Annotated in this window: 10 protein-coding genes; 4 read left to right on the top strand and 6 right to left on the bottom strand. The window is 67.1% G+C overall.

Annotation, left to right across the window (positions count from 1 at the left end):
* Window positions 1–44 precede the first annotated feature (44 nt).
* A complete protein-coding gene (locus tag CLD20_RS03020; RefSeq protein ID WP_224405123.1) occupies window positions 45–3,377 on the bottom strand; it encodes an AsmA-like C-terminal domain-containing protein in 3,333 nt (1,110 codons plus the stop codon).
* Window positions 3,378–3,453: 76 nt separating this feature from the next.
* Between CLD20_RS03020 and CLD20_RS03015 the strand changes: the two genes are divergently transcribed.
* Together CLD20_RS03015 and CLD20_RS20345 are read left to right on the top strand one after the other, a co-directional pair.
* A complete protein-coding gene (locus CLD20_RS03015; RefSeq protein WP_224405122.1) occupies window positions 3,454–3,936 on the top strand; it encodes a peroxiredoxin in 483 nt (160 codons plus the stop codon).
* A 175-nt stretch (window positions 3,937–4,111) separates the two neighbouring features.
* Window positions 4,112–5,407 carry a M23 family metallopeptidase gene (locus tag CLD20_RS20345; protein WP_224405121.1) on the top strand — a complete coding sequence of 432 codons (1,296 nt, stop codon included), beginning with the start codon at window positions 4,112–4,114 and terminating at the stop codon, window positions 5,405–5,407.
* 46 nt (window positions 5,408–5,453) lie between these two features.
* Here CLD20_RS20345 and prfB read toward each other — a convergent pair.
* The 3 genes from prfB to CLD20_RS02995 form a co-directional block, all read right to left on the bottom strand.
* Window positions 5,454–6,579, bottom strand: a protein-coding gene (gene prfB / locus CLD20_RS03005; RefSeq protein ID WP_224405120.1) for a peptide chain release factor 2 whose coding sequence is annotated in 2 segments (ribosomal slippage) — window positions 5,454–6,509 and window positions 6,511–6,579 — 1,125 coding nt in all. Because the reading frame shifts where the segments join, the coding sequence is not laid out codon by codon here.
* A gap of 95 nt (window positions 6,580–6,674) precedes the next feature.
* A complete protein-coding gene (locus CLD20_RS03000; protein WP_224405119.1) occupies window positions 6,675–9,101 on the bottom strand; it encodes a penicillin-binding protein 1A in 2,427 nt (808 codons plus the stop codon).
* 157 nt (window positions 9,102–9,258) lie between these two features.
* Entirely contained in the window at window positions 9,259–10,473 is a 1,215-nt protein-coding gene (locus CLD20_RS02995) for an N-acetylmuramoyl-L-alanine amidase (RefSeq protein WP_224405118.1), read from the bottom strand.
* Between the two features lie 6 nt (window positions 10,474–10,479).
* Here CLD20_RS02995 and CLD20_RS02990 point away from each other — a divergent pair, with 6 nt between their 5' ends.
* Window positions 10,480–10,794: a hypothetical protein gene (locus CLD20_RS02990; RefSeq protein WP_224405117.1), complete on the top strand. Its 315-nt coding sequence runs from the start codon at window positions 10,480–10,482 to the stop codon at window positions 10,792–10,794.
* Window positions 10,795–10,947: 153 nt separating this feature from the next.
* Window positions 10,948–13,554, top strand: a complete 2,607-nt coding sequence (locus tag CLD20_RS02985; RefSeq protein ID WP_224405116.1) for a ribonuclease E/G — start codon at window positions 10,948–10,950, stop codon at window positions 13,552–13,554.
* A gap of 88 nt (window positions 13,555–13,642) precedes the next feature.
* On the opposite strand, the gene argC is transcribed toward CLD20_RS02985, so the two are convergent.
* Together argC and CLD20_RS02975 are read right to left on the bottom strand one after the other, a co-directional pair.
* The gene (gene argC, locus CLD20_RS02980; protein WP_224405115.1) at window positions 13,643–14,695 is read right to left on the bottom strand and encodes an N-acetyl-gamma-glutamyl-phosphate reductase; all 1,053 of its coding nucleotides are present in this window, start codon (window positions 14,693–14,695) and stop codon (window positions 13,643–13,645) included.
* Between the two features lie 60 nt (window positions 14,696–14,755).
* Entirely contained in the window at window positions 14,756–15,022 is a 267-nt protein-coding gene (locus tag CLD20_RS02975) for a hypothetical protein (protein ID WP_224405114.1), read from the bottom strand.
* Window positions 15,023–15,036: the final 14 nt, after the last annotated feature.

Here is a 15,036-nt window from a genome sequence, read left to right as displayed (position 1 = left end):
CGAGGCGAAACGGCACGTCCTCAGACGGGCGCGCCGCCGCCTTCTCAGCGGTACTCGAAAATCCGCCTGAAAATGCCCGGCGCGATCGCCGACATCAGGTTCATCTCCGAGACCGGATTGTCGAGCGGGCCGTAGAGCTTGAAGGTCACCCCGACGAGGCCGCCATTGTGGCCGCCACCGAGGATCTGGCCGAAGATCGGGATCGAGCCGGCAAGGTTGTTGATGCCGAAGGCGGGAATGAAGGTGCCCGAGAGCGCGATCTTGCTGTCCGTCAGGTTGATCGTGCCGCTCGCCGTGGCGCCGAGAATAGGACCGCGCAGATAGGCTTCATCGATGGTGACGACCCCCTTCGACAAGGCGAAGGGAATGCGCAGCTTGGAAAAGCCGATGTCGTTGGTATCGATCTTGTCGAAGATCTCCTCGCGCGCCCTTGTATTGGAGCGGGTGACAGGGCGGACGGCCTCCGCCAGCGTCGTTTCCTCCACGATGCGGAAGTCGTGGACCACGACCTCGCCTCCCGCCTGCTCGCCACCCGGCGGACCCTTCATCGACAGAAGCAGGCGGCCGCCGCGCACACGCGAATAGAGGTCGGCGAACTGCAGCACGGCGCCGGCGTCGCCGGCATTGGCCACCTGCTCGCGCGCATTGGCGTCCTCGGAGATGATCCATTCGAGCGAGCCCGCCCCGACGATCGCATTCAGCCGCAGCGCGTGGAGCCGGCCGGCCCGCACGTCGGCGGAGCCTGCGACCCTGTGGGCGACGATGCCGTTCTCGCCCTTCACCTGTGCCACGTCGATCTTCAGCTTCATCGGCAGCATGTCGCCCTGCGAGCCGCTCTCATTTTCCTTGAGCGTGCGCACGAGACCGCGCGCGTCGAGCTGCTTGCCGGTGACGCTGACATCGAGCCCCCCGCCGCTGGACGAGGCCTTCACCGAAAAGTCGTCGCCCGGCCGCAGCGCCACATCGGTCAGCTCGAGATTGCCGAGGTTGCCCTTCTCGTCGATCGTCAAGGAGCCGGCAGCATGAAAGCCCTCGCCCATGACGGAGAGCTCGCGGATCTGTCGGCCCTTGTCCGTCTCCACCATGCGGAACTCCGCCCTCGCGCCAACGCCCGGGCCCTTCTCCCAGGAGAGCGAGGGAAAGCGCACGCGCGCCTGGGTGAGATCGAGGCTGATGAGGTCGGCGCCGTCTTCCGTGCGCGAGACCGAGGCCGTGACGGGCCCGGAGAGGTATTCGCCGGTATCGATGCCGAGCCGCTTGCGAGCCGCACCGTCGAGGACGAGGGCGACGTCGCTCGCCCCCTTGCCCGTTCCGGCGGTCATGTCGAGCGTCGCCTCGATACCGTCGAGGCGGGCCTTGCCCTGCACGCGGTAATCGTCCGGCGTGCCGCTGAGCGACAGGTTTCCGTCGGTGACGCTCCGCTCCTGGATCTTTCCGGAACTGGAAAAATCGGAGAGGGCGAGCTGGAACTGGGGCACGACGGAAAGGAGCGAGGCGTTCTTCGACAGTGGGATGGAGGCGATCAGCGAGAGCTCGGCCTTGCCGGACAGCTCGGAGGGAATGACGCCCTGCTGCTCGGCAACATCGAGCGGGCCTGCGTTGGAAAGCGCCGCAAGCCCATCGACCGGACCGACAAGACGCAAAGTCAGGTCGCCGACCGCGCCCTTGCCGCCCAGCTCCGGCACGACGAAGAGCGACCCGGCGCCGGAGAGCGAGGGATAGGAACCGGCCCCGATCTCGGCGGAAGCGATGGAGACGGTCGCCGTCGCATCGGCCAGCTGTATGGTGCCGCTGGCGCCCTTCACCTCCGGCAGTTCGGGCGTCGGCGTGAAGCGGGCGTCCTTGAAGGGTACCGTGCCCGACAGCGCATAGGGCGGCAGCACCTTGTCCTTGCCCCGGGGGCCGAGATGGTCCGGAGGCAGGGCGATCTGCAGGGTCGCCGGTCCGACCATGCCCTCCTTCACGTTGGCACGCAGCCACTCGATGGCGCCCGGTGCGATGAAGCTCGGCCAGAGCGCGCTCAGGAAGGCCGTCGACATCTCCGTCCCCGAGAGGGCGAGCGCGAGTCCGGGCGAATCGCCGCTACGCTTCCAGCCGCCGAGGATGCTGACGGCGCCTTCGGGCGATGACACCGTCGCCCGGTCGACCGAAAGGTTGCCGGCGGCGTCGAGTGCGAGGGCGAAGTCGCCGCGCAGCGGCTGGCGCGTGCCGTTCGGGCCGAACAGAATGCCTTCGGGCATGCGCGCCCTCAGCCGGACGGGTTCCTCCTCCGCCGGCAGATCGAGCACGCCGGCGATGCGAAAATTGCCGGCCGACGTCGCGGCGAAGGCGCGGTTGATCAGGATCCGGTCGCCGTGCGGCGGAAGGGCGAAATCGAGCTGGCCTCGCTGCAGGATGAAACGGCCGTCCTCGTCGATGACGACCAGGCCGGGGCTGAGGCCCACCTCGCCGACGGCCTGCACGGTCTTGCCCTCAAGGCGCAAGGCGGTGCGAAGCTGCAGGGTGCCGTCGTAGCTCTGCGGCGTCTGCGGGTTGGTCAGGGTCGGCGCCAGCGCCCCGAGCGGCAGGTCGGCGAGACTTACCTCGACGATGTCAGCCGCATCCTCGCGATTGCGTTCCACCGTCAGGGTCCAGAAGCCGCCCGCGGCACTTGCCTGCAGCCACAGCTTGCTGCGGTCCGCGCCGAAGGGCTGCCAGCTGAACTCGGTGATCTTGCCGCCGAAGGAGGAAAGAGCCGAGTTCGGCAGCCTGACCTCGATGTCCCTGACCTCGAAATTGCGGAAGCCGACCTCGCGCATCGCCGTGTCGGCCTCCACGAAGCCCTGTGCGAAGCCGCGCGCGAAGGAGCGCAGCCGCGCCGCACGCGAGGGGGAATCGGCAGCCTCGGGGGGGTCGATGGTGACCGCCACCTGGGAGACGCGCACCCGCTCCGGGCGAATCCAGTCGCGCCCGAAGCCGGGCAGCGGCGAGGTGATGGCGACCGATCGGGCGGTGACCTTCACCGCCGGACCGAAGCTGAAGGAGACATCGCTGCCCTCCAGCACGATGCCGCTGCCAGCTTCCCAATAGGCGCGCGCCTTGCCGATCTCCACCTCGGCGCCGTGCGGGAGGCGATGGCGCAGTTCGGCCTCGATCCGCCCGCCGAGCCAGCCGGAGCCGATCCCCTCCCCGCTCAAGCTCCAGAACAGCGCGCCTGTGCCCGCCGCCAGCACGAGGAAGACGACGGCCACGACGGTGAAGAGAGAGCGCAGGACAGGCCGACGCGAGCGCCCGGCAGGTCTATCGGCCTTACTCGCCGGGCTTTCGCCGGTTGACTTGGCCTTCTCGGACAGCTTCTCCTCCCGGCTCAGGACCCGCTCGGCCCGAAGCGGTGGCATATCGTAGGCGGATTGGCGGAGCGGCACATGGCCAATCCCTCTCCGTGCTCAGCAAAGAAGACGAAAGGATGACGCGATGAAGAATGCGCCCGATGTCGGCGACAAGGCCCCGGAATTCGTCCTGCCTACCGACGGAGGTGGAAGCTTCTCGCTAAGCTCGGAACTCGGTCACCCGGTCGTCGTCTATTTCTATCCCAAGGACGATACAAGCGGCTGCACCAAGGAGGCGATCTCTTTTTCCCAGCACAGCGAGGAGTTCAGCCGCACAGAGACGAAGATCGTCGGCATTTCTCCCGACAGCGCGGCGAGCCACGACAAGTTCAAGGCCAAGCACGACCTCGCCATCATCATCGGCTCGGACGAGGACAGGAAGGTGTGCGAGGCCTATGGCGTCTGGGTGGAGAAATCCATGTACGGCAAGAAGTACATGGGCGTGGAGCGCTCCACCTTCCTCATCGACCGCGAGGGCGTGATCGCGCGCGTCTGGCGCAAGGTCAAAGTGCCCGGGCATGTGGAGGACGTTCTGGAAGCGGCGCGGATGATGGCGAGTTCGGGCTGAGAATTCCGACTTTCGAGCCATCGCCGAAACCAGACGTTAACCACAATTTGCAAGGCTGCGAACCATCCACACAACAGGTTCGCAAGCCGCGACGATGCTCTCTTCCCAGCCCAAGCAGCCTTCCTTCGGACGCCGCCGGGAGCCCCCCCGGCTGATCATAGCCCGGAACGGAAAGGTGAAAGCCTATGCCTTCCGTCCCTGGCTCTTCGGCTCCCTCCTCGCCGTCTTCATCATGTTCGGCCTCGGCTATGTCGGGGCGACCGGATACCTCATCTACCGCGACGACCTGATGGACGCCGCGGTCTCCCGGCAGGTGGACATGCAATACGCCTACGAGGACCGGATCAGCCGGCTGCGCGCCGAAATCGACCGCGTCACCAGCAAGCATCTGGTCGAGGCCCAGTCCATCGAGGAGCAGGTCGCCAGCCTTTCCGACCGGCAGCAGGCGCTTCTGAGGCGCCAGGAGCTGCTCGATCAGGTGCTCGACCGTGCCCGCGAGGCCGGCCTGCCGCTCGTCTCCTCGACTATCGACATGCCCAAGCCGCGCCCCGACGGGCCCGCGGTGAGCGAGGATGCACCGGAGGCCGACGGACCGGCGAGCCACGCCCTCTCCTACGCGCCCGATGCGCCATCGCAGGCCGACATCATTACCGGCAGCATCATCGGTGGTCGCAACATCGGCGGTGGGGGCAGCGCCATGCCCGCTTCGGCCAAGCCCGCTTCCGCCGTCGGCAAGCACGAGCGCGTCAGCGCCCTCGGCGAGGCCAGGATGCGACCCGTGCTGAAGCAGATGGACGGCCACCTGAAAGGCACGCTGCAGGCGCAGTCGGAGGTGGCCGAGGCGCTCGTGGCGGCTTCGCTGCAGGAGACCGCCCGCCTCAGGAGCGCGCTCAACGATATCGGCTTTTCCTCGCTGGTTCCCGAATCGGCCCGCGCCGGAGAGGCGACCGGCGGCCCCTTCATTCCCGCCGAGCCCGACAACGCCCTGCAGGGTCTCGCCTTCGTGGAGACGATCGACGCGATCGACGCACAGCTCGAAGACCTGCGCACCATGCGCACGCGCCTTGCGAGCCTGCCGCTCGGACGGCCGATCGAGGCGCCGCGCTCTTCGGGCTTCGGCTACCGGACCGATCCCTTCCTCGGACGACCGGCGCTGCATTCAGGCGTCGACTTCCGCGCCCCGACCGGTTCGCCGGTGCGGGCGACGGCCGCCGGGCGCGTCGTGGAGGCGGGCTGGAACGGCGGCTACGGCCGCATGGTGGAGATCGAGCATGCGCACGGCATCTCGACGCGCTACGGGCACCTTTCGCGCATCGACGTGAAGGTCGGCGACACGATCGTGGCCGGCCAGGTCGTCGGCCGCGTCGGCTCGACCGGGCGCTCCACCGGGCCGCATCTGCATTACGAGACGCGGCGCGGCGACCGGGCGGTCAATCCCAATCCGTTCCTGCGGGCGAGCCGGGACATCTGACGGCCCGCATCTGACGCATCACATCCGGCGCGATAAAGAAGGCGGCCTATTCGGCCGCCTCTTCGTTGTCTTCGCCGCTGCCCAGCCTTTCGGCGAGCGCCGCTTCCATGAAGCGGTCGAGGTCGCCGTCGAGGACCTCTGAGGGCGTGGTGTGCTCGACGCCGGTCCGCATATCCTTCACCAGCTGATAGGGCTGCAGGACATAGGAACGGATCTGGTGGCCCCAGCCGATCTCCGACTTCGCCTCGTGCGATTCCTGGATCGCTTCCTCGCGCTTCTTCAGCTCCATCTCGTAGAGCCGCGACTTCAGCGCCTTCATGGCGTTGGCGCGGTTCTGGTGCTGCGACTTTTCCGAGGAGGTCACCACGATGCCGGTCGGCAAGTGGGTGATGCGCACCGCCGAATCGGTCGTGTTGACGTGCTGGCCGCCGGCACCCGAAGAGCGATAGGTGTCGATGCGGATATCCTTGTCCTGGATATCGATCTCGATGTTGTCGTCGACGACCGGATAGACCCAGACGGAGGAGAAGGAGGTGTGCCGCCGCGCCTGGCTGTCGAAGGGCGAGATGCGCACCAGCCGGTGCACGCCCGATTCGGTCTTCAGCCAGCCATAGGCGTTCTCGCCCTTGACGAGGAGCGTGGCCGACTTGATGCCCGCCTCTTCGCCGTCGGTATGGGAGATCAGCTCGGCGGAAAAGCCGGCACGCTCGGCCCAGCGCGTATACATGCGCTGGAGCATGGCGGCCCAATCCTGGCTCTCCGTGCCGCCGGCGCCCGCATGCACTTCCAGATAGGCGTCGGAATGATCGGCCTCGCCGGAAAGGAGCGCTTCCACCTGGCGCCGCTGGGCGTCGTGATGGAGCGCCCTCAGCGCCTTCTCGGCCTCCTGGAGGACGGTCTGGTCCTCCTCTTCCTCGGCAAGCTCGATGAGGTCGATGGTGTCTGTGAGGGAGCCCTCCAGATCACGCACCGCGCCGAGCGAGCCTTCCAGCCGCTGGCGCTCGCGCATGACCTTCTGGGCGGCCGGCGGATCGTCCCAAAGGGTCGGATCCTCGACCTTGGCGTTCAGCTCGCCGAGGCGCCTTTCTGCCGTATCCCAGTCAAAGATGCCTCCTTATCAGGGTCACGGCTTCCCTGATCTCGTCGACCATGGCTTCGAGTTCGGCGCGCATATTCTCCTCGCATGGAACGTGCGTGTGGCATGACCGGCGCGAGCGCCGGAGGAGCCTTCGGCCCGCCCCGGCCCGGCCGGTCGTTCGTCTGGGGGCTAGTAAAGCCCGCCCGTGCCCGTTGCAATGGCGCGGTCGGCCTCGGGCGTCACCGTCAGCGGCTGGCCCATGGAATCCTGGTAGCCGATGATGGAGTAGCTGGAGGGCGGAGCGGTGCCCGGCTTGAAGGCCTCCATGATGACCTTCTCGCCCTCGGCGCCGGAGGCCCTGAGGCCGGTGCGCGCATCGATCGGGATCAGTTGGATGCCGGGCGGCACCTGGAAGGGCTTGGCCGGCTCGTCGCGCAGCGCCACCTTCATGAAATCGGTGAAGATCGGCGCCGCCACATGGCCGCCCGTCATGCCGCGGCCCATGGGCTTGGGCTGGTCGTAGCCGACGAAGACGCCGACGACGAGATCGGGCGAGAAGCCCATGAACCAGGCGTCCTTCTCCTCGTTGGTGGTGCCGGTCTTGCCGGCGATCGGCTTGCCGACGGCCTGGACGCGGGTCGCGGTGCCGCGCTGGACGACGCCCTCCATCATGGAGGTGATCTGGTAGGCGGTCAGCGGATCGAGGATCTGCTCGCGCTGGTCGACGAGCTCGGGCTCGCCCTGGCCGTGCCAGTCATCGGCCTGGCAGCCGAGGCATTCGCGCTGGTCGTGCTTGTAGATGGTGTGGCCGTAGCGGTCCTGGATGCGGTCGATCAGCGTGGCGTTGATCTTGCGCCCGCCATTGGCGATCGTCGCATAGGCGGTGGCAAGGCGCAGCACCGTCGTCTCGCCGGCGCCCAGCGCCATCGGCAGATAGGGCTTCAGGTCATCGTAGATGCCGAAGCGCTCGGCATATTCGGCCACCAGCGGCATGCCCATATCCTGCGCCAGGCGCACGGTCATGACGTTGCGCGAATGCTCGATGCCGATGCGCAGCGTGGAGGGGCCGTAGTACTTGTTGGAATAGTTCTGCGGGCGCCAGATCTTGCCGTTGGCCTCGATCTCGATCGGCGCGTCCATGATGACGGAGGACGGCGTGTAGCCGTTGTCGAGGGCGGTGGCGTAGACGAAGGGCTTGAAGGAGGAGCCGGGCTGGCGATAGGCCTGCGTGGCGCGGTTGAACTTGGTCTCGTCGAAGGAAAAGCCGCCGACCATGGCGCGCACGCGGCCGGTATAGGGATCCATGGCGACGAGGGCGCCCTGGATCTTCGGCGCCTGGCGCAGACGGTAGACGCCGTCCTTGTCCTTGACCTTCTCCACGAAGACGACGTCGCCCGCATTGAGGACGTCGCCAACACGGCGCAGGCTGCTCTTGGCCCATTTCATCTCGGAGAGCGGGATGGTGCCGGTGGTGCGCTCGTCGGAGAGCTTGCCGGAGACGAGGCGCGAGGGCTCCAGGCCGATATCGGCCTCGCCGTCATCGACGGCCAGAACGACGGCGAGATGCCATTCCGGCACGTCGGACATGCCCGAGACCTTGCCGAGCTCGGCGCCCCAGTCGCCGGAAATGTCGATGCGATCGACCGGGCCGCGATAGCCGCGCTTCTCGTCGAAGGCGACGAGGCCGTTCTGCAGCGCGGCGCGGGCCAGCACCTGCAGCTGCGGGTCGAGCGTGGTGCGGACCGAAAGGCCGCCCTCATAGAGCTTGTCGGCGCCGTACATGTCGACGAGGCGGCGACGCACCTCCTCGGCGAAATACTCCGAGGCGGCGAGATAATTGCCGCGCGGGCGCGGATTGACGCCGAGCGGCTGGGCCTTGGCGGTCTCGGCGTCGGCGGCGCGGATGTAGCCGTTCTCCAGCATCTGGTCGATGACCCAGTTGCGGCGGTCGATGGCGCGGTCCGTGTCGCGGAAGGGATTGTAGTTCTCCGGCGCCTTCGGCAGGGCCGCCAGATAGGCCGCCTCGGCCAGCGTCAGCTCGTTGACGGATTTGTCGAAGTAGTTGAGCGCCGCGGCGGCGATGCCATAGGAGCCGAGGCCGAGATAGATCTCGTTGAGATAGAGCTCGAAGATGCGGTCCTTGGAATAGGCCTGCTCGATGCGCAGCGACAGCAGCGCTTCCTTGATCTTGCGCTCGTAGGTGCGCTCGTTCGACAGAAGGAAGTTCTTGGCGACCTGCTGGGTGATGGTGGAGGCGCCCTGCAGCTTGGCGCCGCCGCTCTTCAGATTGGCGAGGAGCGCCCGACCGATGCCTTCCACGTCGATGCCCGGATGGGAGTAGAAATTCTTGTCCTCGGCCGAGAGATAGGCGGCCTTGACGAGATCCGGCACGGCCTGGATGGGCAGATAAAGGCGCCGCTGACGCGCATATTCGGCCACGAGCTGGCCGTCGGAGGCGTGAATGCGGCTCATCACCGGCGGCTCGTATTTGGCCAGGACATCGTAGTCCGGCAGGTCCTGGCTGTAGCGATGCAGCAGGAAGCCGGCGACGGCCGCCACGCAGAGCGCCAGGAGCGCTCCGATACCGAAGATGTAACCGATCAAGCGCAGAAGCATGAAAGAAGCGCCCTATCTTCTTGCAGATTGCCGGAAAAGCGGAGTTTCCGCTTCTTCCAGTTTTGTGATGAAACTGAGGCGAGCGCACGCATCGCAGCCATTCGCCCTTCTTCTCGCTCGCCGCTGTCGCCGATGCGCCACGGGGCCGCTCGACCTATCAGCGCCGGGCAACGCCCGGCAAGGCGAGATATTCTTCCACCGATTGCGCGATGGCATGCGTCGCTCGGTCCTGCCATTCATCCGACTTCAGGAGCTTTTCATCAAGCTCGTTCGACAAATATCCGAGCTCGAGCAGCACGGACGGCACGTCCGGCGCCTTCAGAACGCGGAAGGCGGCACCGCGGCGCGGCTTCTTGTTCAGCGTCATCGCCGCCCCGAGGTCGGAGACGAGAGAGGAAGCGAACCGCATGGAAAGATTGCGGGTTTCGCGGCGGGCGAGGTCGAACAAAATGTTGGCGACCTCGTCCGGCTGATCCTCCAAAGCGAGCCCGGCCAGAATGTCGGCGCGGTTCTCGCGCGCCGCAAGACCGGCGGCCAGGATGTCGGAGGCCTCTTCGGAGAGCGTGTAGACGGTAGCACCGCGCACATAGTCCTGCGGGACGATGTCGGCGTGGATGGAAATGAACAGCGCCGCCCCCTGCTCGCGGGCCATCTCCACCCGCTCGCGCAGCGACAGGAAGACATCGCTGTCGCGCGTCAGCACCGGCTCCGTCTTGCCGTCCTCGGCCAGCGCATCCGCCAGCGCCCTGGCAAAGCGCAGCGTGATGTCCTTCTCCAGCACGCCGTCCTTGCTGCGCGCGCCCGAATCGATGCCGCCATGGCCGGCATCGACCACCACGACGGGCTTGCGACGTTCCGCGTCAGCGGGCTGGTCGAGCGAGGCGAGCGTGGCCGCTTCCGCGTCAGCGCCCTCTCCCTCCGTGCCGCGTGCCGCACGGATGGTCATGGAGGCGGCGTCCTGCAGGAAGGCGTCGCGCTCGGAGGGGACGAGATCGAGGACGAGCCTGCCCGGCTGATCGCCGACCGCCGGCAGGATGTAGGATTTTTCCACCTTCACCGGTCCGGTGAGGTCGAGGACGATGCGGCCCTTGCCGGGGGCGATCTGGCCGAATCGGTAATCGGCGATCAGGCCGGCGGCCGCTTCCTGGGCGGCGGCGGCCTCGAAATCCGTCTGCGGAAGGTCCACGACCAGCCTGTAGGGCGCGTCCAGCTTGAGAATGTGAAAGGTCGGCTCGCCCGAAAGATCGATCATGATGCGCGTGCGCGCACCGTCGCCGACGACGCGAATCTGCGAAACGGTCGTGGAGGCGGCCAGCGCCGGGGGGGCGAAAAGCCAGAAAAGCGCGGCGAGGAGCGCCAGGAAGCGAACCATCAATCCTTGTCTGCCATCATCGTGAAGCGCCGCTTCCTTGCCGAAGGATGTGGCGAGGCCAAGGCGGTCTCACCGGCTTTTGCTTCATTGAGCCGCAGTGTTCTCTTGAATCGGACCGAGCTCGTTTATAATAGGAGGATGACGGATTCTTCCCCATCTGTCATCGGTGTGGCGTTTCTTCCCAGTAACGGCCCTCTTGCCGAACCGATCGGGGGCGAAGACGGACCAGTCGGAAACCGGCTGGTCACAGGCGGCGAAAATCCGCCGGAACTTGCGAAAGGCAGGCCATGGGTGACCGCGCCCGCAACGCTGAGCAGTTGATCCCCCCGCTCGTGCACCGCACGAGCGGACTGCAGAAGCGACCGCGGCGAGCTTCCCTGGCGCCTCTCATTTCTTCTTTCTCATACGGTCCCGGCCGAACGCGACGAGCATTTTCGCCTTCCGCGTATCCGGCAAGGGGCGGAGTCACTCACCATGTCGAACAAGATGCTCATCGACGCGGCCCACCCGGAAGAGACCCGGGTCGTCGTGCTGCGCGGGGACAAAGTTGAAGAATTCGATTTCGAATCAGCGGAAAGACGGCAGCTCAGAGGCAATATCTACCTAGCCAAGGTGACGAGGGTCGAACCCTCGCTGCAGGCCGCTTTCGTCGATTACGGCGGCAACCGCCACGGTTTCCTCGCCTTTTCGGAAATCCACCCGGACTATTACCAGATCCCCTTCGCCGACCGGCAGGCCCTTCTGGCCGAAGAAGCCGACGACGACCATGGCGCCGACGAGGAAGCCGAAGCGCGTTCCCATGCGGCGGAAAAATCCGCGGCCGCCGAGGCCGAGGAGGATAGCGGCGACGGCGAGGAAGGCGAGAACGACAGCGTCGAGAGCGTCGGCGCCGAAGACGCGATGGAAGAGGTGCCCGAGCGGCGCCGCTCGCGCCCGCGCCAGTACAAGATCCAGGAAGTCATAAAGCGCCGGCAGGTGCTGCTGGTGCAGGTCGTCAAGGAGGAGCGCGGCAACAAGGGCGCGGCGCTCACCACCTATCTGTCGCTCGCCGGCCGCTACTCCGTTCTCATGCCCAATACCGGGCGCGGCGGCGGCATCTCGCGCAAGATCACCGACCCGTCCGACCGCAAGCGGCTGAAGGCCGTGGCGCAGGAGCTGGAGGTTCCCTCCTCCATGGGCGTCATCCTGCGCACCGCCGGCGCCTCGCGCACCAAGACCGAGATCAAGCGCGACTTCGAATATCTTCTGCGCCTGTGGGAGAATGTGCGCGAGCTGACGCTGCAATCGGCCGCGCCGACGCTGGTCTACGAGGAAGGCAGCCTCGTCAAACGCTCCATCCGGGACCTCTATTCGCGCGAGATCGACCAGGTCACGGTCGCCGGCGAGGAAGCCTACCGCGAGGCCAAGGACTTCATGCGCATGCTCATGCCGAGCCATGCCAAGAACGTCCAGCCGTACCGCGAGACGGCACCGCTCTTCTCACGCTACAGCGTGGAAAAGCAGCTCGAGGCGATGTTCGTGCCGCAGGTGACGCTGAAGTCCGGCGGCTACATCGTCATCAACCAGACCGAGGCGCTCGTCGCCATCGACGTCAATTCGGGACGCTCCACGCGCGAGCATTCGATCGAGGACACGGCGCTCCGCACCAACCTTGAAGCCTCCGAGGAGGTCGCCCGCCAGCTTCGCCTGCGCGATCTGGCCGGCCTCATCGTCATCGACTTCATCGATATGGAGGAGAAGCGCAACAACCGCGCCGTCGAACGCAAGCTGAAGGACTGCCTGCGCTTCGACCGGGCGCGCATCCAGCTGGGCCGAATCTCGCATTTCGGCCTGATGGAGATGTCGCGCCAGCGCCTGAGGACCGGCGTCGTGGAAAGCTCCACCTCGCTCTGCCATGTCTGCCACGGCACCGGCCAGGTCCGTTCGGTCGCCTCGCTCGCCCTGCAGATCCTGCGGATGGCCGAGGAGCACCTGTTGCAGGACAGGAGCCGCAACCTGGTCATCTCCACCCGGCCGGACGTGTCGCTCTATGTGCTCAACCAGAAGCGCATCCATCTCGCCGAGCTGGAACAGCGCTTCGGCGTCTTCATCACGGTGAACGGCGATGCGCCGGGCGCCACTTCCGGCTTCATCATCGAAAAGGCCGACAGCTCCGAGGCGCAGCCGCAGCAGCGCTCGGCCGCCGTGGCGATGCTCGACGTCTCCGATTTCGAGGAAGAGGAAGAGCGCGCCGCACCGCAGCGCGAGGAAGCCGACGAGGAGAGCGGCGAGAGCGGGGAAGGCTCGCGGCGCGGAAGACGCCGCCGCCGGCCGCGCCGCGGCGAGCGCGACCGGGAGCGCGTGGAGGCCGAGGCCGAAACCACGACCGACAGCGAGGATGAAGGCGCCGAGAGCAGCGAGAGCGGGGAAAACCGCGAAGCGCGCGGCGAGGACGACGACAGCGGCGAGGAAACCCCGCGCAAGAAGCGCCGGCGCGGCAGGCGCGGCGGAAGACGGCGGGGCCGCAACCGCGACAACGACAACGAGAGCCGCGCCAACGACGGCGAGGACGGCTCCGACGACAATGAGCGCGACAGCGACGGAGACGGGGACGACCGCGACGGGGACCGGGACGACCAGGATAACGATCGCGCAGAGCGCAACGGGCCCGACCGCGGCGAGACGCAGCCGGCCGTGACGGCCGAGGCGGTGGAAATCGCCGAGAACGTGCCCTCGCCTTCGCCGGAAGCCTCCGAAAAGCCGGCCGAAGCCGAGCCCGCCGAGGAAGAGAAGGCGGCAGAGGCGAGAGAAGAGCCCGTCGCAGAGGCCGAAACGGCCGAAGCCGAGACAGCCGAAGCGGAGAAGGCGCCCGCCGAGGAAGAAAGGCAGCCCGAGGCGGCCGCCGAAGCCAGCCAGGCGGAAGATGCAAAGCCCGCCGAAGCCGCCGAGGCGCGGGGCGAAAGCGGCAACGGCCAGGCAGAGCCGGAAGAGGCGGCCGCGAGCGAAGCCGAGGAGCCGGCGAAGGAGCCGGAGGCCGCCGAGGAGGAAGATCCGAACCGGCCGAAGCGCGTCGGCTGGTGGCAGCGGCGCTCGTTTCTCTAGGACGGAGCGGGCCTCCAGGACGGGGCAAGCGCCCGGCCAGAACGATATATCCAGAAACGGGCCCCGCGGGGCCCGTTTCGATTCCAGCCTAGGGGAAGAGCGGCAGCTGCAGGAGGCCTTCGCTCTCGGGAAGGCCGAAGGCCACGTTCATGTTCTGCAGCGCCTGGCCGGCCGAGCCCTTCACCAGGTTGTCGATGACGGCGACGACGATGGCGCGGCCGGAAATGCGATCGGGGAAGACACCGATCTGCACATAGTTGGAGCCGCGCACATTCTGCGTCTGCGGGACGACGCCCGCCGGCACCACCTTGACGAAATGCTCGGCGGCGTAATCCTCCACCAGCCGCTGGCGCAGGTCGTCGGCGCTCGCCCCTTCCGCAAGGCGCACATAGCAGGTGACCAGCTCGCCCCGGCTCATGGGGATGAGATGCGGGGTGAAGTTGACGGTGAGCCTGCCGCCCGCCGCGGCGCCGAGCTCCTGCTCGATCTCCGGCGCGTGGCGGTGCTTTCCGACGGAATAGGGCGAGAGCCCCTCCCCGGCCTCGGCAAAGAGCGTGTTCTGCTTGAGGCCGCGGCCGGCGCCCGTGACGCCCGACTTCGCGTCGATGACGAGATCGTTCGCATCCACCAGGCCCTCGCGCACCAGCGGCAGGAGCGCCATGAGCACCGCCGTCGGATAGCAGCCCGGACAGGCGATGAGCCGCGCATCGGCGATGAGCGCCCGGTAATGCTCGGTGAGGCCGTAGACCGCCTCCTCCTGCAGTTCCGGCGCCCGATGCTCGTGGCCGTACCATTCGGCATAGGTCGCCCCGTCGCGCAGGCGGAAATCGGCCGACATGTCGATGATGCGCGCGGCCGGATTGGCCTTCAGGACGGCCGCCGTGATCTCCTGCGTGGTGCCGTGCGGCAGACCGCAGAAGACGGCGTCGAGACCCGTCCAGTCGATATCTTCCCACTTCGTCAGCTTCGGCAGATCGAGGAGCGAAAGATGCGGAAACACCTCGCCCATTTCCTTGCCGGCATGGGTGTTGGCGGTGAGCGCCACGATCTCGACCCCGGCATGCCGGGCGGCGAGCCGGACGAGGTCGGCGCCGGTGTAGCCGGAGGCGCCGAGGACGCCGATTCTGATTTTGTCGGACAATGGAGGGACCTTTCTTTCGCTGCGCTTTAGCGGCGACGGGTCCCGCAAGTCAACGAAACGCTAAGTCTGCCAGCGCCGCATCATATCGGCGACATGGGCGAGACCGCCAAGGGCGAGAAAGAGCGCGACCGCCGGCCAGCCGGCCCCGGTGAGCGCGGCGCGCAGCGCCAGAAGCAGGAAGAGCCCGGCGGCGAGATTGGCGAGAAGATCGAGCGGGGCGATGCCCCGCCCCGTGCGCCGGCGCCACAGAAAGAGGGCGATGCCCTCCACGAGCATCAGCGCCGCGATCGCATCGACGACGAGGCCGGAGGAGAAGAAGGTTTCCATCGCGGCCCCGGCGC

This window comes from Afifella sp. IM 167, from assembly GCF_020144925.1.
Classification (GTDB): Bacteria; Pseudomonadota; Alphaproteobacteria; order Rhizobiales; family Afifellaceae; genus Afifella.
This window is presented reverse-complemented; position numbering and strand designations above follow the sequence as displayed.